General features: G+C 30.6%; 19 protein-coding genes and 2 riboswitches. Of the genes, 17 read left to right on the top strand and 2 right to left on the bottom strand.

Going from position 1 to position 22,289, the window contains the following annotated elements; genetic code table 11:
* The first annotated feature begins 11 nt into the window (after positions 1–11).
* From cobS to CLLI_RS08525, 15 genes are all read left to right on the top strand, one after another.
* Positions 12–770, top strand: a complete 759-nt coding sequence (cobS, locus tag CLLI_RS08595; protein ID WP_106063804.1) for an adenosylcobinamide-GDP ribazoletransferase — start codon at positions 12–14, stop codon at positions 768–770.
* 67 nt (positions 771–837) lie between these two features.
* Positions 838–1,016: riboswitch (cobalamin riboswitch) on the top strand.
* A 282-nt stretch (positions 1,017–1,298) separates the two neighbouring features.
* Positions 1,299–2,771, top strand: coding sequence for a cobyric acid synthase (locus tag CLLI_RS08590; RefSeq protein WP_106063803.1), 1,473 nt, complete (start codon positions 1,299–1,301; stop codon positions 2,769–2,771).
* Positions 2,772–2,782: 11 nt separating this feature from the next.
* Positions 2,783–3,754: an adenosylcobinamide-phosphate synthase CbiB gene (gene cbiB / locus CLLI_RS08585; RefSeq protein WP_106063889.1), complete on the top strand. Its 972-nt coding sequence runs from the start codon at positions 2,783–2,785 to the stop codon at positions 3,752–3,754.
* 19 nt (positions 3,755–3,773) lie between these two features.
* Positions 3,774–4,898, top strand: coding sequence for a pyridoxal phosphate-dependent aminotransferase (locus tag CLLI_RS08580; RefSeq protein ID WP_106063802.1), 1,125 nt, complete (start codon positions 3,774–3,776; stop codon positions 4,896–4,898).
* A gap of 41 nt (positions 4,899–4,939) precedes the next feature.
* On the top strand, positions 4,940–6,136 hold the full coding sequence (gene hemA / locus CLLI_RS08575) for a glutamyl-tRNA reductase (RefSeq protein WP_106063801.1): 1,197 nt from the start codon (positions 4,940–4,942) through the stop codon (positions 6,134–6,136).
* Positions 6,094–6,768: an NAD(P)-dependent oxidoreductase gene (locus CLLI_RS08570; protein WP_106063800.1), complete on the top strand. Its 675-nt coding sequence runs from the start codon at positions 6,094–6,096 to the stop codon at positions 6,766–6,768. The genes hemA and CLLI_RS08570 overlap by 43 nt, the downstream gene beginning before the upstream one ends.
* Positions 6,746–7,618 (top strand): hydroxymethylbilane synthase, encoded by an 873-nt coding sequence (hemC, locus tag CLLI_RS08565; protein WP_106063799.1) that lies wholly within the window; start codon positions 6,746–6,748, stop codon positions 7,616–7,618. Before CLLI_RS08570 ends, hemC begins: the two co-directional genes overlap by 23 nt.
* Before the next feature lie 9 nt (positions 7,619–7,627).
* Positions 7,628–9,088, top strand: a complete 1,461-nt coding sequence (cobA, locus tag CLLI_RS08560) for a uroporphyrinogen-III C-methyltransferase (protein WP_106063798.1) — start codon at positions 7,628–7,630, stop codon at positions 9,086–9,088.
* A 302-nt stretch (positions 9,089–9,390) separates the two neighbouring features.
* Positions 9,391–10,353 (top strand): porphobilinogen synthase, encoded by a 963-nt coding sequence (gene hemB, locus CLLI_RS08555; RefSeq protein ID WP_106063797.1) that lies wholly within the window; start codon positions 9,391–9,393, stop codon positions 10,351–10,353.
* Positions 10,354–10,600: 247 nt separating this feature from the next.
* Positions 10,601–11,869, top strand: a complete 1,269-nt coding sequence (gene hemL, locus CLLI_RS08550) for a glutamate-1-semialdehyde 2,1-aminomutase (RefSeq protein ID WP_106063796.1) — start codon at positions 10,601–10,603, stop codon at positions 11,867–11,869.
* 15 nt (positions 11,870–11,884) lie between these two features.
* Positions 11,885–13,210, top strand: a complete 1,326-nt coding sequence (locus CLLI_RS08545) for a cobyrinic acid a,c-diamide synthase CobB (RefSeq protein WP_106063795.1) — start codon at positions 11,885–11,887, stop codon at positions 13,208–13,210.
* Positions 13,211–13,356: 146 nt separating this feature from the next.
* Positions 13,357–13,440: riboswitch (cyclic di-GMP riboswitch) on the top strand.
* A gap of 41 nt (positions 13,441–13,481) precedes the next feature.
* Positions 13,482–14,492: a galactose ABC transporter substrate-binding protein gene (locus CLLI_RS08540; RefSeq protein ID WP_242975564.1), complete on the top strand. Its 1,011-nt coding sequence runs from the start codon at positions 13,482–13,484 to the stop codon at positions 14,490–14,492.
* A gap of 20 nt (positions 14,493–14,512) precedes the next feature.
* Positions 14,513–16,216, top strand: a complete 1,704-nt coding sequence (locus tag CLLI_RS08535; protein ID WP_170063683.1) for a methyl-accepting chemotaxis protein — start codon at positions 14,513–14,515, stop codon at positions 16,214–16,216.
* A gap of 105 nt (positions 16,217–16,321) precedes the next feature.
* On the top strand, positions 16,322–17,128 hold the full coding sequence (locus tag CLLI_RS08530) for a sirohydrochlorin cobaltochelatase (protein ID WP_106063792.1): 807 nt from the start codon (positions 16,322–16,324) through the stop codon (positions 17,126–17,128).
* Between the two features lie 140 nt (positions 17,129–17,268).
* A complete protein-coding gene (locus CLLI_RS08525) occupies positions 17,269–17,787 on the top strand; it encodes a cob(I)yrinic acid a,c-diamide adenosyltransferase (protein WP_106063791.1) in 519 nt (172 codons plus the stop codon).
* Between the two features lie 122 nt (positions 17,788–17,909).
* Here the strand turns inward: CLLI_RS08525 and asd are convergent, their stop codons facing one another.
* On the bottom strand, positions 17,910–18,989 hold the full coding sequence (asd, locus tag CLLI_RS08520) for an aspartate-semialdehyde dehydrogenase (protein ID WP_106063790.1): 1,080 nt from the start codon (positions 18,987–18,989) through the stop codon (positions 17,910–17,912).
* A 168-nt stretch (positions 18,990–19,157) separates the two neighbouring features.
* On the opposite strand from asd, the gene CLLI_RS08515 reads away from it, so the two are divergent.
* Together CLLI_RS08515 and CLLI_RS08510 are read left to right on the top strand one after the other, a co-directional pair.
* Positions 19,158–20,018, top strand: coding sequence for an AraC family transcriptional regulator (locus CLLI_RS08515; protein ID WP_106063789.1), 861 nt, complete (start codon positions 19,158–19,160; stop codon positions 20,016–20,018).
* 102 nt (positions 20,019–20,120) lie between these two features.
* A complete protein-coding gene (locus CLLI_RS08510; protein ID WP_106063788.1) occupies positions 20,121–21,083 on the top strand; it encodes a polysaccharide deacetylase family protein in 963 nt (320 codons plus the stop codon).
* 520 nt (positions 21,084–21,603) lie between these two features.
* On the opposite strand, the gene CLLI_RS08505 is transcribed toward CLLI_RS08510, so the two are convergent.
* Positions 21,604–22,233 (bottom strand): hypothetical protein, encoded by a 630-nt coding sequence (locus CLLI_RS08505; protein WP_106063787.1) that lies wholly within the window; start codon positions 22,231–22,233, stop codon positions 21,604–21,606.
* Positions 22,234–22,289 lie beyond the last annotated feature (56 nt).

Here is a 22,289-nt window from a genome sequence, read left to right as displayed (position 1 = left end):
AGTGACAGAAGATGAAAGAGTATTTTTATGATTTTTTACTTATGATTCAATTTTTAACAAGATTGCCAATGAAAAAGAATCTTCCCTGTGATAGAAAAAATTTTAGGGATGGAACTGCTATGTTTCCTCTAATAGGTTTTATAGTTGGAGGAATTCAATGGCTTACATATTATGTTTGTATAAAGGTTTTTCCTGTTAATATAACTACCATATTTGTTTTAGTAGTGGGGATACTTTTAATAGGGTGCCTTCACCAAGATGGCTTTGGAGATATATTTGATGGATTTTTTTCATTTAAAGGAGATAAAGCTAAGATAATAGAGGTAATGAAGGACAGTAGAATAGGAACTTATGCGGCAGTATCACTAATTTTTAATATATTAATAAAGTATGCAGCAATATCATTTATAATATCAAAAAATATGTCTTTAGTTATAATTGCAGCGCCTGTAATAAGCAGATGCAGCACAATATTATTAGCTTTAATAGGAAAGAATGCTAAAAAAACAGGTACTGGGAATCTTTTTGTAGAAAACACTTCCTTAGGGCATTTTATAATAAGTTTAATGATAACCATTGGATTATGTACATGGTTAATTGGTTTATATAATTCTATAATAGCCATTCCACTAGGTTTTGCAGTAACTTTATTACTATTGAAGCTTTGCAATAGTAAAATTGGAGGTATTACTGGAGATTGTCTAGGTGCAAATAATGAATTTGTAGAGATGACTATACTTATTCTGTTTACTGCTCTTTTAAATAAATAGCTGAAGCTTATTACCTATTGACAAATTATAGAATGTGTAGTAAACTTAAATCGAAAAATGATTGATATTGAATATTTAACTTTCAGGTGCCTATAATTTAGGTGAAAAGGGAATGCGGTTAAATTCCGTAGCAGCCCCCGCTACTGTAATTGATGACGAACCTTTTATATCCACTCCTTAAAAGGAGGAAGGAAAAGGCAAGAATGATTCATGAGCCAGGAGACCTGCCTGAATGTTTAAAGAATAAGCTTTCGGCGGGAAAGAATCTTGATATGCAAGACTCCGGCTTTGGCCGGTTTTTTTATCGTGTCTAGATTTAGCAGGCTTAAAAGCCTGCTATTTTTTTATATATGCTGTGTTCTTAGAATAAAAATTCTGCCCATTTTATTCTAATTTATTTTAAACCTCCTAGTTGAAAATAAATATCTTTTATGAAAAGAAGAACACAGTCATATTTTTTTATACTTTAATATAGTTAATACATAGTTGTAATTGTTAAATGTTAATCATATAAGCGGGGTGTTTAATTTGACAAAGATAATGATACAAGGAACAGGCTCTTCTGTAGGGAAAAGTATATTGGTAACAGCATTGTGCAGAATATTTAAACAGGATGGCTATACTGTTTGTCCGTATAAATCTCAAAACATGTCTTTAAATTCATACATAACTCATGACGGTAAGGAAATGGGAAGAGCTCAGGTGCTTCAAGCCTATGCTTGTGGATTAGAACCAGAAGCTTACATGAACCCTATACTATTAAAACCTACCAATGATAAAAAATGTCAGATAATTTTCAATGGAAAAGTTTTTGAAAATAGCACAGCTATGGACTATCATAATATGAAATTAGATTTTGCAGATAAATTGAAAAGTCAATTTGAAGAAATTGAAAAGCAGTTTGACATAATAGTTATTGAAGGAGCAGGAAGTCCAGCAGAAATAAATTTAAGAGATAGAGATATAGTGAACATGGGACTAGCTGAAATGGTGGATGCTCCAGTACTTTTAGCTGGAGACATAGATAAGGGAGGGGTTTTTGCTTCTCTTGCAGGTACAATGCTTTTATTTAATGAAGAAGAAAGAAAAAGAGTAAAAGGAACTATTATAAATAAGTTCAGAGGAGATGTAGAAATATTAAAACCTGGTTTAAAGATGTTAGAAGATATTATTAAAGTACCTACAATAGGTGTTGTACCGCATTTCACATTGGATTTAGAGGATGAAGATGGAGCAGTAGAATTTAATAAAAGAGCAAAGGCTCCAATAGATATTGCAGTAGTAAAACTTTCTCATATATCTAATTTTACAGATTTTGATGCTTTAAAGGTTGAAGAGGATGTGTCTATAAGATATATAACTTCAAAGGACAATTTTGGAAATCCAGATTTGTTGATTCTGCCAGGAACTAAAAATACTATAGATGACTTATTAGCTTTAAGAGAATCAGGTTTAGAAGATTTAATAAAAGAATATGCTAAAGAAAAATTAGTAATAGGAATTTGTGGGGGGTATCAGATGCTTGGAAAAACCCTAAAAGATCCTTATGGAGTAGAGACAGACAATAAGGAAACAGTAGGTATGGGACTTTTAGATGTGGAAACAGTATTTGAAAAGGAAAAGGTTACTACAAGGGTGAAGGCTAATTCTAAAGATGCTGAAGTATATGGATATGAAATACATATGGGTATATGCTCCTATGGAGAAAAGGCTGCACCACTTTTTACTATATATGATGAAAATGGGAAGAATGTTGAAAGAAAAGATGGAGCAATAAATGAAAAAGGAAATGTAATGGGAACCTATATTCATGGAGCATTTGATGGAGTAGAATTTAGGGAGAATATAATTAATAGATTAAGGAAAGAAAAGGGATTAAAATTAAAAAAATCAAAGATTTATGAAAATTTAAGGGAAAAGGACTTAGATTTACTTGCTGATTTAGTAAGACAAAACATGGACATAGATTACATTTATAAAGTTATGGGAATTAAAAGATAGAGGTGATTAATATTTTTCCATCTATAGTAATGAATTTTATAGATATATTGTTAGCGGTAATTATAGACTGGATAATGGGAGACCCTTATTGGTTTCCCCACCCAGTAATATATATAGGGAAGCTTATAGGCTTTTTAGATAAGAAGGGAAGAAAGATTTGTAAAAATAATAAGGGATTAAAAGCTTTTGGAGGACTTATAGTAATAATTGTAGCAAGTATTTCTTTTATAATTCCTTTTTCAATGCTATATTTAGCTAAAAATAACTTTTGGGTTTATAATATTTTAAATATAATTATTTTATGGACAACTTTATCAGCTAAATGCTTAAAAAATGAAGCCATAAAAGTATATTATGCATTAAAAAATAAGAATATAGAAGATGCGAGAATAAAGCTTTCTTACATAGTAGGAAGGGATACAAAAAAACTTACAGAAGGAGAAATAGTAAGAGCGGATGTAGAAACTGTAGCAGAAAATGCTTCTGATGGAGTAATAGCTCCACTTTTTTATGGAATAATTGGAGGGGCACCTTTAGCTATGATGTATAAGGGAATTAACACTATGGATTCTATGCTTGGATATATGAATGAAAAGTACTTATATATAGGATTCTTTCCTGCAAAGACAGATGATGTATTTAATTATATACCAGCAAGAATTTCAGGTATACTTATGTGTCTTACAGCACCAGTGGTTAAGGGAAATATCTTACAAAGTTTTAGAATAATGATAAGAGATAGAAAAAATCATAAAAGTCCTAACTGCGCTTACCCTGAAGCTGCAACAGCAGGAGCCATGGGAGTGCAAATTGGAGGAACAAATGTATACTTTGGACAAGTGGTTTATAAACCTACCATTGGAGATAAAAATAAAGAGTTGAACTTTGTCCATATATTTCATAGCATAAAGCTCATGTATGCATCAGAAACTTTACTGGTTCTGGTGTATGGTATAATTACCATAATTCTCATTAATCATTAAGATAAAAGAGGTGTAAATATTGCAGCATGGTGGAGATGTATATACTGATGGTATATTAAAAGGAAGAGAGCTAATAGACTTTAGCTCAAATATTAATCCTTTAGGGGTTCCAGAAAGTTTTGTAAAACACATAGGAGAAGGGATTCAAGCATTAAATAGATATCCTGATGCAAAGTATAGACAGCTAAAGGGATTTTTAATTGAATACATAAATAATAGCAGCCAATTATTTTGTTTTAACATGAATGAAAATAAATCAGGAGTTAATAAAGAAAATAAAAACATAATAGAAGAAAATGACTTAGTTTTAGGAAATGGAGCGGCAGAAATTATAGATTTGGTTATTTCTTGTTTTAATAGTATCTTAATTATGACTCCATCCTTTGGTGAATACCAGGAAGATGCTGAAAAGTGGGGACTTAATATTACTCATTTACCTATGAATGAGAATATGGAATATGATTATAAAGCAATAAAGGGTAATATTGATAATGTGGATGCCTTAATAATAGGAAATCCCAATAACCCTAATGGAGGGATAATTGATAAAGATAAATTTCTTCCTATATTAAGATATTGTGAAGAAAAAGGAAAAACAATAATTATAGATGAAGCTTTTATAGAATTTACAGGGAATATAGAAAATAGTTTTGTAGAAGAATTAAAAGATTTTAAATGTATTTTTATAATAAGAGCCTTAACAAAATTTTATGCCATGCCAGCTGTAAGACTTGGCTTTGGAATAAGCAAAAATGAAGAAATATTAAATAGAATAAGAAAAAAACAAAATCCATGGAATATAAATTGCTTTGCTGAGCTAGCGGCCAAATATGTTTTAAAGGATAAAGAATATATATGTAAATCTATTAAATGGATTAATGAAGAAAGAAATTATTTACCTAAAGAATTAAGCAATATATCATATATAGAAAAAGTTTACCAAACTTATAGCAATTTTGTACTATGTAAACTTAGAGGAATAGACTGTAATAAATTATATGATCTATGTCTAAAGGAAGGTATAGTCATAAGAAAATGTGATAATTATATAGGTATTAACAAAAGCTTTGTAAGATTTGCAATTAAGGATAGAAAAAGAAATGAATTGTTAATTAGAACATTGAAAAAACTAGCTATTAGCTGAATTATTTCAACTAACTTTCAATTTATGGAGATGATAGTTTAATGATAGGAGTTTTAGGCGTAAGAAGTGACGTCAAATTAGAAATAAGAGAAAAACTTTCTATAATACAAAAACACTATGATAATTGCTTGGAAAGTCTCAAGGAAGTATGTGATGAGGTATTAATATTAAGTACCTGCAATAGAACAGAGATATATTTTAATACCTGCAAAGATTATGAAGAAATAGTACTTGAAATATTTGATAAGCTGAAGTGGGACAAAAATTATATAAGATATACTTTTTATCATGAAGATGAACATATGGTAAATCACCTTATGAAGGTGATATGTGGGTTTGATTCTCTTATACTAGGGGAGGATCAGATATTAGGACAGATAAAAGATGCTTATGAAATAGCTCTTAATACTAAAAGTATAAAAAAGGATTTGCAAAAGCTCTTTCAAATGGCTATAACCTGTGGAAAAGAATTTAGATTTCAATCAAAGCTGTATACTATACCTGTATCCTCTGCTTCCATAGCAGTAAATGAAGGAAGAAAAAAAGGCGCAAGAAGTTTTATGGTTTTAGGATATGGAGAAATAGGGAGTTTAGCCTGTAAGTATATACTTTCAGGAAGCTTTGATAGATTATATATTGCTGTAAGAAATACTTCTGTTGTAAACATAAAAGATAAAAGAGTAAAAGTTATACATTTTAATGAAAGACAAAATTTTTATAAGTATGTGGATTGTATAATAAGCTGTACCTCTGCTCCCCATATAGTTGTACATGCTGAGGAACTTCTACAAAAGCCTTTCATTATATATGATTTAGCTGTACCAAGAGATGTGGAAGAGAGTACAGGATTAATGGAAAATGTAGAACTTTATGATATAGATAGAATTAGCTGTATTAACGATGAAAACTGCCAAAAAAGAGAAGAAATAATGAATAGCAATAAATATATATTAGAGAAATATACAAAAGAATTTTTAGATTGGCAAAAGCTAAAAGAAATATCACCAGAAATAAGGAAGTTACAAAAATATGGTGAACAGGTTTATATGAAAAGATATAAGACATTTAAAAATAAAAAATATACAAAAGATAATGATGAATTAGCCGAAACTCTTTTAAAAAGTACTTCTAATGCTTATATTAATAGAGCTATAGAGGTGCTAAAGGAAGAACAATTGAAAGGCAGGTTAGATGAATGCCTGAATATAATACAAAGGATATTTTATATAACGGAATAGAGAACACATTTCTTTCTCTTATATCTGATAAAATAAATGTGCTAATAATAGGTGGAGGAAGAGCAGGTTTTATAAAGGCTAAAACCTTTAGTAAAAATGGATGCAATGTAACAGTGCTTTCTAAAGAATTCTGTGAGGAATTTAAAGGTATTTGCAATTTACATAATGTTAAGCTCATAAAGGAAAAGTACAAAAAGGAATATATTTTAAACAATCATCTTATTATCATTGCAGTAAATGATGAGAAAGTAAATTCTCTTGTAAAAACCCACTGTAATGAACTGTTTAAGCTATATTTGGATTGTACTAATTTTAAGAAGGGTTTATTTGTGGTGCCTTGTCAAAGAAACACAGGAGCCATTTCCTTTGGAATAAATACAAAGGGAGGAAGTCCTAAAACTTCAAGATATTTAGCAGGTAAAGTTAACAAAGTTTTATATGAGTATAATTCCTTTGTGGAATATAATTGCTCCTTAAGAAATAGAGTTAAAGATTTTTATAATAAGGATGAAATAATGAAATTTGTAGCCTCAGATGATTTTTACTTCTTTTATAAAAAGAATCAACATGAAAATATCTTAAAAATGTTTTATTACGGAGGTGATGTTTTTGAAATTAATAGTTGCCACTAGGAAGAGCAATCTTGCTCAAACCCAGACAGACTTAGTTATTAACATGATAAAGGAAAAATATGATGTGGAATGTGAAAAGCTTTTAATGGAAACATTGGGGGATAAAATACTAGATAAAACTTTAGATAAAATAGGCGGGAAGGGTCTTTTTGTAAAAGAAATAGAAATGGCTCTATTAGAAAATAAAGCTAATATAGCAGTACATAGCATGAAGGATGTGCCTTATGATGTGCCTGAAATGTTTGAAATAGCTGCTATACCAGAAAGAGAAGATGCAAGAGATGTATTTGTATCAAGAGATAAAACTCCATTTATGGAATTACCTAAAGGAGCAAGGATTGGCACAAGCAGTAGAAGAAGAGCTGCCCAGCTTATTCTTTTAAGACCAGATGTGGAAATAGTTCCAATAAGAGGTAATGTTCAAACAAGGATTAGAAAGATTCAAGAACTTAATCTTCAGGGAACAGTACTAGCTGCTGCAGGGCTTAAAAGACTTAATATGGAAAATTTGATTACAAATTATTTCGAAGTTTCAGAAATGGTTCCAGCTATTGGACAAGGAGCCCTAGGATTAGAAATAAAAAAGGGCAGCGAAGTTTTAGATGTTATAAAGAATATAGAACATAGGGAAACAAGAGTATGTGTAGAAGCTGAAAGAAGCTTTATGAGAGAGCTTAAAGGTGATTGCCATTCCACTATAGGAGCCTATGCAATTTTAGAAAAGGATTTAATGTATATAGTTGGGGTATATGAAATAGGTGGGAAAATAGTAAAAAAAGATATAGAAGGAAATGTAGAAGCCTTTAAAGAATTAGGAGAAAATTTAGCTAAGAAAATTATAAATGCTTAGGAGGGTATCATGGGAAAAGTATATCTTATAGGGGCAGGACCAGGAGATGAAGAACTTATAACATTAAAGGCTATAAGAATGTTAAAAAAATGTACAGCTGTTATGTATGATAGATTAGCAGGACCTGGAATACTAAAATATTTAAATGAAGATTGCGAAATATACTATTGTGGAAAAGAACCAGGATGTCATTATAAAACTCAAGAAGAAATAAATGAAATGTTGGTTCAGCTTGTCAAAAAAGGCCATGTAGTTGGAAGAATAAAAGGCGGAGATCCTTTTGTATTTGGTCGTGGAGGGGAAGAAATATTAAGACTTATAGAGGAGAATATAGAGTTTGAGGTAATACCTGGAATAACTTCAGCTATATCCGTTCCAAACTATGCAGGAATTCCTGTAACTCATAGAGCTATAGCTCAAGGATTCCACGTGTTTACAGGTATGACTGCAGATAAGCTTAATATAGATTGGAAAGCTGTAGCTGGTGTTGGTGGTACATTAATATTTTTAATGGGTTTTAAAAATTTAGACATAATCAGAAACAGACTTATGGAAAATGGTATGAGTGAAAATACTCCCTGTGCCATTATTATGAGGGGAACTACATCAAAACAGAAAAAGGCTATAGGGACACTTAATGACATAAAGGAAAAGGCAGAAGCTGCTAAAATAAGCTCTCCATGCATTATATTAGTAGGAGAAGTGGTTCAATTTAATGATAAATTTAACTGGTTTGAGAGAAAACCTTTGTTTGGCAAAAACATATGTGTTACTCGTTCAAAGGAACAAGCGAAAGAATTAAGAGAAAAATTAAGTGATTTAGGAGCACAGGTTACTGAAATAAATGCTATAAAGGTTAAAGAAACTAAGAACAATTTAGAAGGCTATATGGATAAATTAAAGGACTATGGCTACATAGTTTTAACTAGTGTAAATGGAGTAAATGTATTCTTTGATTATCTAGTCCAAAAAGAATATGACATAAGAAATATAAAAGCCAAATTTGCAGCTATTGGACCTGCTACAGCAAAAGCACTTTTACAAAGAGGAATTAAAGCTGAAATTATAGCTAAAGAATTTGTAGCAGAAGATTTATTTGCACAAATGAAATCTCACTTGAAAAAAGGAGATAAAATACTACTTCCACGTTCAAAACAGGCTAGAGAATATTTAGCTGAAGCATTAAATGGCATAGGCTGTTCAGTAGATGAGGTAACTACTTACGAAATAGTTAAGGGGGATTTACCAAATCCAGAGGTCTTTAATGATGTGGATATAGTATTGTTTACTAGCCCAAGCATAGTTAGAAATATGATAGAAATGGTTGGACTAGAAAATTTAAAGAAAAAGCGGTGCCTAGCTATAGGACCAATAACAGCAGAAGAACTGGAAAAAAACGGAATTGAACATTTGGTTTGTGATGAATACACTACAGACGGTATGATACACAAATTATTAAATAATAAATAATAAAGAATAGTTGACAATTGACAATTGACAGTGGACAGTTTTTATTTATTGAAGAATTGAAAAGAGTTTTTTAAAATAATAAATAAAAAATAATAAAGAATAAAAAAGGGAACCTTACCCTAAGGGTAAGCTGAAATTTAATCTTAAATTTTTCATAATGCTAATGGAGAAAAATTATCCACATTTACTATTTATTCTTTATTATCTATAATTTAAGTTTTTCTGTAGTACTAAGGTCAGAAAAACATCCATAACTGTCAATTGTCCTCTGTCAACTGTCAACTAAAAAAAGGGGTGCAATTATGTTTGATAGACATAGAAGACTTAGAAAAAATGAAGCTATAAGAAGTATGGTTAGGGAGACAGTTTTAACTCCAGATGATTTTATATATCCTATATTTGTGGTAGAAGGAGAAAATATAAAAAGAGAAATAAGCTCTCTACCAAACAACTATCATTTTTCAATAGATAGATTACATGAAATCATTAAAGAAGTTGTAGATGCAAAAGTTAAGGGAGTAATATTATTTGGAATTCCAGAACATAAGGATGAAGTAGGAAGCGGTGCCTATGATGATAATGGAATAATTCAGAAGGCAGTAAGAAAAATAAAAGAATTGGCTCCAGAACTTTATGTTATTACAGATGTTTGTATGTGTGAATACACAAGTCACGGACACTGTGGAATTATCTGTGGTAATGATGTAGATAATGATAAAACTTTAAAGTATTTAGCTAAGATTGCTGTATCTCATGCTAAAGCAGGAGCGGATATGATAGCACCATCAGATATGATGGATGGAAGAATTGATGCTATAAGAGAAGCATTAGATGAAAATGGATTTAAAGATATTCCTATAATGTCTTATAGTGCAAAATACTGCTCAGCTTTCTATGGACCATTTAGGGAAGCTGCTGATTCAGCTCCACAGTTTGGAGATAGAAAAACTTATCAAATGGATCCAGGGAATATAAGAGAAGCTATGCTTGAAATACAAAGTGACATAGAAGAAGGGGCAGACATAATAATGATTAAACCTGCCCTATCATATTTGGATGTTATAAGATGGGCAAAAGATAGATGTGATATGCCTATAGCAGCTTATAGTGTAAGTGGAGAATATGCCATGGTTAAAGCAGCAGCAAAGGCAGGACTTATAGATGAAAAGAGGATTGCTTTAGAAATGTTGTTATCCATAAAAAGAGCAGGAGCAGATATGATTATTACTTACTATGCACTTGATGCAGCTAGATGGGTTAGATAAGAGCACAGAGTACAGAATTAGAGTACAGATAATAAAGAATAGATAATAGAGTACAGATTTAGTAAGTTGACAGTTGACAGATGACAATTGACAGTTAAGGAGGATTTTCTTCCGTTGGCATTACAGAAAATCTTAAATAAAATATATGTATTTAAAAATTTTTCGTAATGTTAATGGAGAAAAATTATCCATAACTGTCCACTGTCAATTGTAAATTGTCAACTAAAAAAAATGGGGGTTGATATTTTTGGGAAGTTTAGAGATATTTGAGGAATCAAAGAAATACATGCCTGGTGGAGTTAATAGTCCAGTTAGAGCTTTTAGAAATGTTTCAGTTAATCCACCAGTTATTAAAAAGGGATTAGGTTCACATATATGGGATGAAGATGGAAAAGAATATATAGATTTTGTAGCTTCATGGGGTCCTATGATACTTGGACATAATGATCCAGATGTAGTAAAGGCCATAAAGGATACTTTAGAAAACGCTATAAGCTTTGGTGCACCAACTAAGGGAGAATTAATACTTGCAAAATACATGGTTAATACATTGGATAATGTGGATATGATTAGAATGGTTAACTCAGGTACAGAAGCTACTATGAGTGCTGTAAAACTTGCAAGAGGATATACTAAGAGAGATAAAATAATAAAATTTGCCGGATGTTATCATGGACACTTTGATGGATTTTTAGTAGAAGCAGGCTCAGGTGTACTTACAGAAAGAATACCAGGTTCTCCTGGAGTACCAGAAGGAAGTATACAAAATACTTTAGTTGCTCAATACAATGATATGGAAAGCGTAAAAGCTTTATTTGAAAAATACGGTGAAGACATAGCGGCAATTATAGTTGAACCTGTAGCAGGAAATATGGGTGTTATTCCTGGAGAAAAGGAATTTTTACAGGGACTTAGAGACATTTGTACCAAGTATGGAGCAATACTTATATTTGATGAAGTTATGTCAGGCTTCAGAGTAGCTTATAAAGGAGCACAGGGCCTTTATGGTATAGCACCTGATATTACAACTTATGCAAAAATCATGGGCGGAGGACTTCCATGCGGTGCTTATGGCGGCAAGAGAGAGATAATGGAAAAGCTATCTCCAATGGGCCCTGTATATCAAGCAGGAACTATGTCAGGAAATCCAGTGGTAATGGCAGCAGGATATGCAACATTAAAGAAACTTCACGAAAATCCAGCATATTATGAGCACATGGAAGACATAGGACGTAAGCTTCAAGAAGGTATGAAAGAAATAGCTAAGGAAAAAGGCATTCCACTTACAGTAAATAGATGTGGAGCTATGTTTACTCCTTTCTTTACGGAAAAAGGAAAAGTAAGAAACTATGAAGATGCCAAGGCTTGTGATACTAAATTATTCGGAAAATTCTTTGAGCATATGTTAAGTGAAGGAATATATATAGCTCCATCACAATTTGAAGCTATGTTCATTGGTGTTAAACATACAGAATTAGAAATTGAGAAGTTTTTAGAAGTTATGAAAAAATTCTAAGAGAAAGGCGAAACTATGAAAAGTATAGTGATATCTTCAGATAGTAGTGGTGGCGGAAAAACCACTATTACTTTAGGAATTATAAAAGCTTTAATGGAAAAAGGTTTTGATGTGCAGGGATATAAAGTTGGGCCAGATTATATAGATTCAGCTTTTCATTCTAGAATAACAGGAAAAGCTTCAAGAAATTTAGACCTTTATCTTATGGGGGAAGATGGTGTAAAAGCTTCTTATTCTAGAGGTGAAGGAGATTTAGGAGTGGTGGAAGGTGTTATGGGACTTTATGATGGGAAATGGATAGATTCAAAATATTCCACAGCCCATGTAGCCAAAACATTAGGACTCCCAGTGGTTTTAGTAATATCTCCCAAAGCACAAGTTGCTACTTTATGCGCAGAAATAAATGGTCTTGTAAATTTTGAAGAGGATGTAAATATATTAGGGGTAATACTTAATAACATAAGTGAGAGCTATTATGGCCTACTAAAGGCTTCAATAGAATATAACTGCAAAATTAAAGTATTTGGATATGTTCCTAATGATGAAAGACTAGTTCTAGGTAGTAGACATTTAGGGCTTATTCAAAGTAGTGAAATAGATGATTTAGAAGAAAGAGTAGATGTATGCAGTGAACTTATTTTAAAGCATGTAGATGTAGAAGGGCTTATAGAATATTTTAAAGAAACACCAAAATATGAAGATAATTTTCATCTAGAAAATAAGGGATTAAACATAGGTGTAGCCTATGATAAAGCGTTTAGTTTTTACTATAAGGAAAATTTAGAGCTTTTAAGTGAAGTTGGTAAGATAATTTATTTTAGCCCATTAAAGGATAAAGCTCTACCAGAAGGTTTAGATTTTCTTTATATAGGTGGTGGCTATCCAGAGGTGTTTTTAGAGGAATTAAGTAATAATAAAACCATGCTTCAAAGTATAAAAAATGCCTTAGATAATGGATTAAGATGTTATGCAGAATGTGGGGGACTTATGTACCTTACAGAAGCTATAGATAATGGAGAAATTCAACGTGATACAGTAGGATTCTTCAGCGGAAAAGCTACCATGACAAAAACACTGCAAAACTTTGGCTATGCAGAAATAGAAATAAATGTGGATAATAAAATTGTATCTAAAGGAACAAAGATAAAATGCCATGAGTTCCATAAATCCTGTGTAAATACAAAGGATAACAAAATATATAAATTAACAAATACTATGTACGATGGGAAAATAAAAGAATGGACATGCGGATACGTAAAAAATAATACCTTGGCAGGATATGCCCATGTACATTTCTTTGGGAATATTGATTTTTTAAAACAGCTGATTGAGAGCAGATAATAAATAATAGGCAATAGAGCATAACCATCAAGCTAATCTTTCCATTTTCATTTTAACTTGCATTTAGCGAATCTCTGTTTTTAATTTTATTTTGTTGATTATTTATAATTTTAGCAGTAAAATTACGAATGGATATTATTATATTCATAAAAGTTGGAAACGATGAAAAACTCTCCATAATTGGGCACCTGGGGGATTTAGAGTTAGTGGTGCAACCTACCAATAATTGATTATATAAAAGAATTTATATGTTTCTAAGGAGGTTTTAATCGTGAAGGGATACAAAAAGTTAATTGCTGTCATTATTTTATTAATTACTATTTTAGGGACAGGCTGTTCAAATTCTTCATCTTTAAATGAAAATGAACCTACAATTGGCTTTGTTGCCTATGAGTTTAATAACACATGGATAACTGAACTTAAAAATGAAGTATATAAGGTATCTAAAGGAAAGGCTCGAGTTGATATTTGGAATGGAGATAATTCTCAAACAACTGAAAGTAATAAAATAAATCTTTTTATAAATAGAAAAGTTAAGGCACTTGTTGTAAATCCAGTGGATGTCAATGCTGCAGGACAGATTATTGAAAAGTCTAAAAAAGCAAATATACCTATAGTATTTGTAAATCGTGAACCTAAAAAAGAAGATATTGAAAAATGGAATAAGGTTTACTATGTAGGTGCTAAAGCAGAGCAATCCGGAACAATACAGGGTCAAATTCTTGCAAATTATTTTAAAGATCATCCTACTCAAGATGGCACTATTAGATATATTATGCTAAAAGGGGAAACGGGAAATCAAGATACTGAAGAGAGAACGAAATATTCTATAAAAGCTCTTGAAGATTCAGGATTTAAGGTGCAAAAGGTGGCAGAAGACACTGCTATGTGGGATCGTACAAAGGCCCAGGAAAAAATGACCTCGTTTATTTCGTCATACGGCCAAAATTTTGATTGTGTAATAGCAAACAATGATGACATGGCCCTTGGGGCTGTTGATGCCCTAAAAGCAGCTGGATATTTTAATGGAGGAAAGTATGTACCTGTAGTAGGTGTAGATGCTACGGCACCGGCAGTTAAAGCTGTTGAAGATGGTACCCTTCTCGGGACTGTTTTAAACGATGCTGCAAAACAGGGTGATGCTGTTTTTGATTTATCATATGTACTTTCTAATGGGAAAACTCCTGATGAAAGTAATTTTAAGTATAAGATTACAGATGGAAAATACGTCTGGATTGATTACAAAATGATTACAAAAGAAAATGTTCAGGATGCAAAATAGAATTAATGGGGGAGAATATTGTGATAAAGGATGTAAAAGTTAAAACTAAAATTTTTGCAGGATTTAGTATTATTCTGATAATGATGTTTTTGGCTACAATCGGTGCTTTTTATAATTTTAACCGTATTGAAAAATCTACAGACAGGATTTCAAAAGATATTATTCCAATAAGTAACATTATATCTCAAATTAGTAGTGAACTTGTAAGTGAAGAATCAGGAGTTAGAGGGTATATTGCCAGCGATGGAGATGATAGATTTTTGGAGTCCTATAATTTAAGTGAAAAAAATATTAAAAAGGATATAGAAACTATAAAAAATTATTATTATGTAGATGATGATTTAGCTATTACTATAAAAAATGAAGTTATACCAAATGTTGAAGTAATAGATAATTATTTTAAAGATCAAATAGATCTAGTTAAATCAGGAAAAGTTCAAATAGCAAGAGATAGGCTGCAAGATGGAAAAGTATATATGGATGATTATAAATATGTGCACATTAAACTTAGTAATATGATAAATGAAATCACAAGTAACGCATGGGTACAGACTAAAAATGCGAGCTCTAGTGCAAGATGGATTATGGGTATTATATTTTTAATAAGTATTGCAGCCAGCATTTTTGTAGCAATGAAAATTTCTAATAAAATTGTATTAAGACTTGATAAGTGTGTAGATTCCCTTGGACAGATAGCTGATGGAAATCTGGTAGTTGAACCTATAAAAATAGAAGAAAAGGACGAAATAGGAGAACTGGCTACTTCAATTAATATAATGGCGCAAAATTTAAAAAATATTGTAAGACTGGTTCTAAATGTTTCTAATGATGTAACTGCATCTTCAGAAGAACTTTATAATAACGCCAATCAGTTAAACGAAACTGTAGGACATGTGAATGATGCCATTAACAAGGTGGCTAAAGGAGCTGAAAATCAGTCTAAATCTTCAGGAGAAGTATCTGCAGCGGTTGAACAAATTTCGGCAAGTTCTCAGGAAGTGGCAGCTAATTCTCAGGAAGTAGCAAATGCTGCAAGTAATGCATCTTCTGTAGCTAAAGATGGCAGTGATGTTATATTACAGGCTGTTAGCCAGATGGAATCCATTAAAAATTCAACGGAAATAGTAAAAGATTCAGTGGAAAAACTTAATCGCGATTCTGTGGCTATTGGAGAAGTTGTAAATGCTATTTCAGACATTGCGGATCAAACCAATTTATTGGCTTTAAATGCATCTATTGAGGCTGCACGTGCTGGAGAGCAGGGAAAAGGATTTTCAGTTGTAGCAGAAGAAGTACATGAACTTGCAGAAAAATCGAGTGAATCTGCAGATAAAATTGCAAAACTTATTCAACAAGTTAAAGAAAATATTCGAGGGGCTGCCACTTCCATGAAAAGCAGTATGGATAATGTAAATACTGGTACGAAAACAGTAAATGATGCGGGGAATTCATTTAATGAAATATTGAAGCTTGTAAATGACGTTTCTTTGCAAATCCAGATTATTTCAGAAACGCTGCATCAGCTTGCAGAAGGCAGTGAACAAATTGTTTTAAATGTAGTGTCAATTGATAACATATCGAAAGATACTGCTTCCCAAAGCCAAACAGTGTCTGGAGAAACTGAACAACTATATGCTTCTACGGAAGAAATAACTTCTTCTAGTCAGAATCTAGCCAATTTATCAGAACAGCTTAAACAAGCTGTGAATAAATTTAAAATTTAATGCAATAACAGAAGTTTAGCACTTAAAAAATTTCTAGGATTATAATCAATTATGTGACAGTTGTGAAGTTATAGTATATGCGGCAAGGAAGGGAAAGATGGATTTATGTCAAAAAAAGGCATACTGGTGGTTAGTTTTGGAACAAGTTACCCTGAAACTAGAAAAGTTACTATTGAAGCAATAGAAAATAAAGTAAAGGAAACTTTTAAAGAGTATGAAGTTAGAAGAGCTTTTACTTCAGGAATGATAATAAATAAGCTGGAAAAAAGAGATAACATATTTATAGATAATACTGAGGAAGCATTAGAAAAAATGGCTGAGGAAGGTTTTGAAAAGGTATATGTTCAGTCTTTACATATAATGCCTGGTGAAGAGTATGATGATGTAAAACTTGCAGTTCACAAATTTGAACACAAAGAAGTATTTAAAAAATTAGTTTTAGGTAGGCCCCTTCTTTACAGAACAAAGGATTATTTTAAAGCAGTGAAAGCTTTAAAGGATCAAATACCTGCAAGGGAAAAGGAGCATGCAGTAGTATTTATGGGACACGGAAGTGTTCATCCAGCAAATTCATCCTATGCATTATTCCAGCATGTTATAGATGAAAGCAAGTTGGAAAATATTTATATAGCTAATGTAGCAGGCTCCCCAGAATTAGAAGTAATACTTCCTAGATTAAATAAAAATGCTATAAAAGAAATCACTTTAATGCCATTCATGCTTGTGTCAGGAGATCATGCTACTAATGACATGGCAGGTGATAAAGAAGATTCTTGGAAGAACATTTTAGAAGAAAAAGGTTATAAGGTAAATATTTATTTACATGGTATAGGAGAAAATAAAGGAATACAGGATATATTTATTCAACATGTACAGGATTGTATAGATGGAAATCCCTTGATGGAAGGATAATTCAATGATTGATAAAATATGAAGCTAATTTATAATATTATTATGAAATTAGCCTTATATTATTAGATATGAGCTATAAATTATGATATTATTATTAATGGGTATATATTATGAAAATTTTTTGAAAGAAGGTAACTTTTATGGAAAGCAAAGGATACGTTCAAGTTTATACTGGGAATGGTAAAGGAAAGACTACAGCAGCCTTAGGACTTTCGCTTAGAGCTGTTTGTGCAGGTAAAAAAGTATTTTTTGGTCAATTCGCAAAGGGAATGAAATATAGCGAGCTTAAAGCAGCAGAATTATTACCAAACTTCACTATGGAACAGTTTGGAAAAGATACATTTATACTTGGTACTCCAACAAAAGCTGACATAGCAGAAGCTAAAAAAGGATTAAAAAGAGCAGAAGAAGTACTTACTTCTGGAGAATACGATGTAGTTGTATTTGATGAAATGAACATCGCTCTTTTCTATGATTTATTTACTGTAGAAGAAATTTTAGCTCTTATTGATAAAAAACCAGAAAAAACAGAATTAATATTAACAGGAAGATATGCAAAACAAGAAATTATAGATAGAGCTGATTTAGTAACAGAAATGAAGGAAATAAAGCATTATTATACTCAAGGAGTTCCTTGCAGAGTAGGCATTGAAAATTAACAATTTGGCGATTAACAGATAACATTTAATGGAGAATAAATAATAGAGAATAGATAAAGGGATTTTTACTTTGTAAAAAATCCCTTTATCTATTACTTAAACTGTCCACTGTCAATTGTCCACTAAAACAAGTAGCCTTCTTCTTTTAATAATTCAGCAGTAAGTACGGAGCCACCTGCTGCACCACGTAAAGTGTTGTGTGAAAGACATACAAATTTATAGTCGAATAAACTATCCTCTCTTAAACGGCCAATACTTATTCCCATTCCATTCTCAATATCTCTATCAAGTTTAGTTTGAGGTCTATCGGCCTCTTCAAAATAAGTTAAGAATTGTTTTGGTGCACTTGGTAAATTTAAGAGTTGTGGTTTACCAGTATATTCTTTCCATAGTTTTAATATAGTTTCTTTTGAAGGTTTATTTTCAAAGGATACAAAAACTGCAGCTAAATGACCATCAGATACAGGAACACGTATGCACTGAGAAGTAATTGTTGGTTCCACTGCATTTACAATTTTACCATCTTCAATATGTCCCCAGACCTTTAAAGGTTCTTTTTCACTTTTTTCTTCTTCTCCTGAGATAAAAGGAATAACATTATCATTTATTTCTGGCCAATCTGAGAATATTTTTCCACTTCCGGATATAGCTTGATATGTGCATACTAATATTTTCTTAGGTTTAAACTCCATAAGTGCATTTATAGCAGGAACATAGCTTTGAATTGAACAATTAGGTTTAGCTACGATAAAGCCTCTTTTAGTTCCTAACCTTTTACGCTGGTTTTCTATTAATTTTAGGTGTTCATCATTGATTTCAGGAATAACTACAGGGACATCAGGGGTCCACCTGTTGGCAGAGTTGTTTGAAATTACAGGAACTTCTGCTTTTGCATAGCTTTCTTCAATTTTTCTTATTTCATCTTTAGGCATATTAACTGCACAGAATACAAGATCTACCTGAGAACTTATTTCTTCAATTTCATATATATCTTTAACTATTATATTTTTTACATTGTCGGGTATTGGAAGATTTAACTTCCATCTGTTTTTTACGGCTTCATAATAAGTTTTGCCTGCTGAATTTTTGCTAGCACCGATAACAACAATTTCAAAATAAGGATGGTGTTCTAATAAAGTAACGAGTCTTTGTCCAACAAAGCCTGTACCGCCAAGTATACCAACTTTAAGTTTTTTGTTCATAACTAAATACCTCCAAATAAATAATTAAAATATTTAATATAAGTTTTAATAAGGTATGATATATTAATATTATACTTATATTTTTTACTATATTTATGGCTTAAAGTGCTATGAATATTGCAAAAAATGCTATAATAATATAACTTATAATTTAAAGGGGTATTAATTATGGGAAATGAATTTGATAATATAAAAAATAAGAGAGGATGCTTAAATAAAGATTTTGAATTATTTCATATAAAAGATAAGAAGGACTTAGAGTTTGAATTTCATTATCATGATTTTAATAAAATAATCATTTTTATTTCAGGTAAGGTAACTTATGCAATAGAAGGAAAGTATTATAAACTAAGACCTTGGGATATACTTCTTATAAATAATAATGATATACACAAACCTATAATAGACCCAGGAGAAACCTATGAGCGAATAATAATATGGGTAAATTCAAACTTTATAATAAATCATAACAGTTCTGACTGTAACCTATTTCAATGCTTTGAATTAGCATCTAGTGAAAAGATTAATTTATTGAGATTGGATTGTGAATCATTGAAAAATATAAAAAGTATATTGCAACAACTTGAAGAGACTAAACACGATGTACGGTTTGGAAATAGTATACTTAGTAATTCACTATTTTTACAATTCCTAGTATATTTAAATAGATTATTTTTAGAAAGGCACAATGAGGATGAACTTAGTGATATTCAATATGATGAAAGTATAGGCAAAATTTTAGACTATATTAATAAAAATCTTTCTGAGGACTTATCTATAGAAAGAATTTCTTCTAAATTTTATATAAGCAAGTATTATCTCATGCACAAATTTAAAATACAAACCGGTTATACAGTTCATAATTATATATTACAAAAGAGATTGGCAATGGCTAGATCTTTGATAAAAGATGGAAGCAGCACCACAGAAGCAGCTATAGAAAGTGGATTTAATGATTACTCTAGTTTTGTCAGAGCGTTTAAGAAAAATTATGAAATATCGCCAAAACACTGTCTTAAAATAAGATAAAAATGTAAAATGTAATCAATTTGTTGTAGATTTGTAAACATTTTTGTATATAGATGTAGTAAAATAAACATATAAAATATTAAGAAACAGGTGAAGCTTTATATGAGAAACATGACAAACTACCAGCTAAACTCTGCATTGGAAAGTAAAAGAAGCAAAAGGAGAAGAAAAAGAACTATAAGAATGGTTTTATTTACATCCGTTATATTTTTAACTTTTTTTATAGGTATAAAAAATATAATAAATAAAAGAAACGCTCTGGCTAAAAACAAAATTAGTACAACCTATGCAGTATCAAAAGAAGATGTACAAAATAATAAAAATAATCAAGAAAGTAAAATGGACAAGAATATTAATGATAATTTAAATAATGATAAAAATAATTCTAATAATATAAATAACCAGGCTAAAGATAATAAGAATTCGAATAATGGAATTGTAATGACTGTTAATGAAATATGGAATAAAGAAGATAAAAGGAAAATAGCTTTTTTAACCTTTGATGATGGTCCAAGCCCTTATACGCCTAAAATACTAGATATATTAGAGAAATATAATATAAAAGCAACATTTTTTGTATTAGGAACTTCAGCTAAAAACTATCCAGAATATTTAAAAAGAGAGGTTGTATTAGGAAATTCTATAGGAAACCATACCTATAGTCACAGAATAAAATATTATGGGAATTATACTCCTGATGCTTTTGTAGATGATGTAAGAAAATGCGATTATGCTATTAAAGAAGTATTGGGACAGGATTTTAAAACAAATTTAGTTAGATTTCCAGGAGGATCTTTTAATCATAAAAGTTATAAAAATGCTTTGCAGGAAGCAGGATTTAAATCTATTGATTGGAATGTAGAAAATGGAGATGCAAGAAGGTTAAATGTACCAAAAGAGGAATTAATAAATAATGTAAAAAATGACGCTGAAAAGCATAATAAGATAGTTATATTAATGCATGATTCAGCTACAAAAGAAACTACTGTAGAAGCTCTGCCAGATATTATTGAATATTTAAAATCTCAAGGATTTGAATTTGGCATAGTAAGCCAAAATAATTAAATTAACTTTCTAAGTTTTAGGTTAATTAGTTAAAAGAACTAAACTAATATTTTGTATTATTATAAATAACAATAACACTATAATTCTAATTTCGCATGAATGAATATATTTAATGAACTTACTCCGACAACAAGGGGATGGAGTAAGTTCATTAAAAAATCTAAACGAATTAAATTAATATACATCTCTCTATTATTACTGCTCATAATCTTTAATAATATTTTTAACTATTAATGTCCCCATAAATTGCATTACAAAACTCATTGCAATTTTTCCTTTTTATTTAGATTACCTTACTTTTCTGCACTATAGATTTTTAAATTTTTGGTTTTCTTTTTAAAACTATCTGACGATGGAGGCTTATTGCTATTACCACTGCTTTTGTTGACTTTCCAATGATTTTATACGATTATTCAAAACCTTATTCTTTTTAGAAAGTGTTTGCACTTGAAATTATAGTGTTTTAATAATTTGATAATAGCAGTAAATTCGGGTTATTTTAATAGCTGAATAGCTACATTTAACTTAAAAATACTGTGCTATTTTTATTGTTGAATTTTATAATTATAGTTGCATCTTTAATGCCTTTTTTAAAATAATCATCTGAAAATTTAACCACATATTTACCCAAAAGCTTCATATTTGGATCTGGAATGTATTCCAATCTATCAGTATATACACATTTATCATTAACAATAATATCAATGCTGATTATAGAAGGTATCTTAAAATCATCTCTCATAGGGTGAATAATTAATTCAGTATTATATTTGAAATGTATGTTTAGGGAGGCACTCCCGTTTATAATTTTTTCAATATAATTAAAGTCAATACTACCATTATTTATTTTATAATATTTAACTACAGTGTAATCTTTAATGTAAGTCTTATTTCCTTTAAAAGTTGTAGTATGATAATACGGAACGATTTCTAAAGTTTTATTATCGAGAAATTGTATTGTTAACACTCTTGCAATATTTATATCACTATTTATATCACTAGCACGATCCTCTCGACTTTGACCAAAATTAATATTATTAATTTCGCTATGATTAAATCCGATTTTCATGGCTTTTTTACTGCTTATCTCAATAAGCTCAAACCCATTTAGGTAATCTAAAATTTTCTTAATTTCTTCTTTACAATTCATACATAGTTGTTTTTACATGCGGAAATGTAGTAATACCTATAATTTTTAAATGCACC

Source organism: Clostridium liquoris (assembly GCF_002995785.1).
Classification (GTDB): Bacteria; Bacillota; Clostridia; order Clostridiales; family Clostridiaceae; genus Clostridium_AO; species Clostridium_AO liquoris.
The sequence above is the reverse complement of the archived record's forward strand: the minus strand, read 5'-3'. Positions and strand labels throughout refer to the sequence as shown.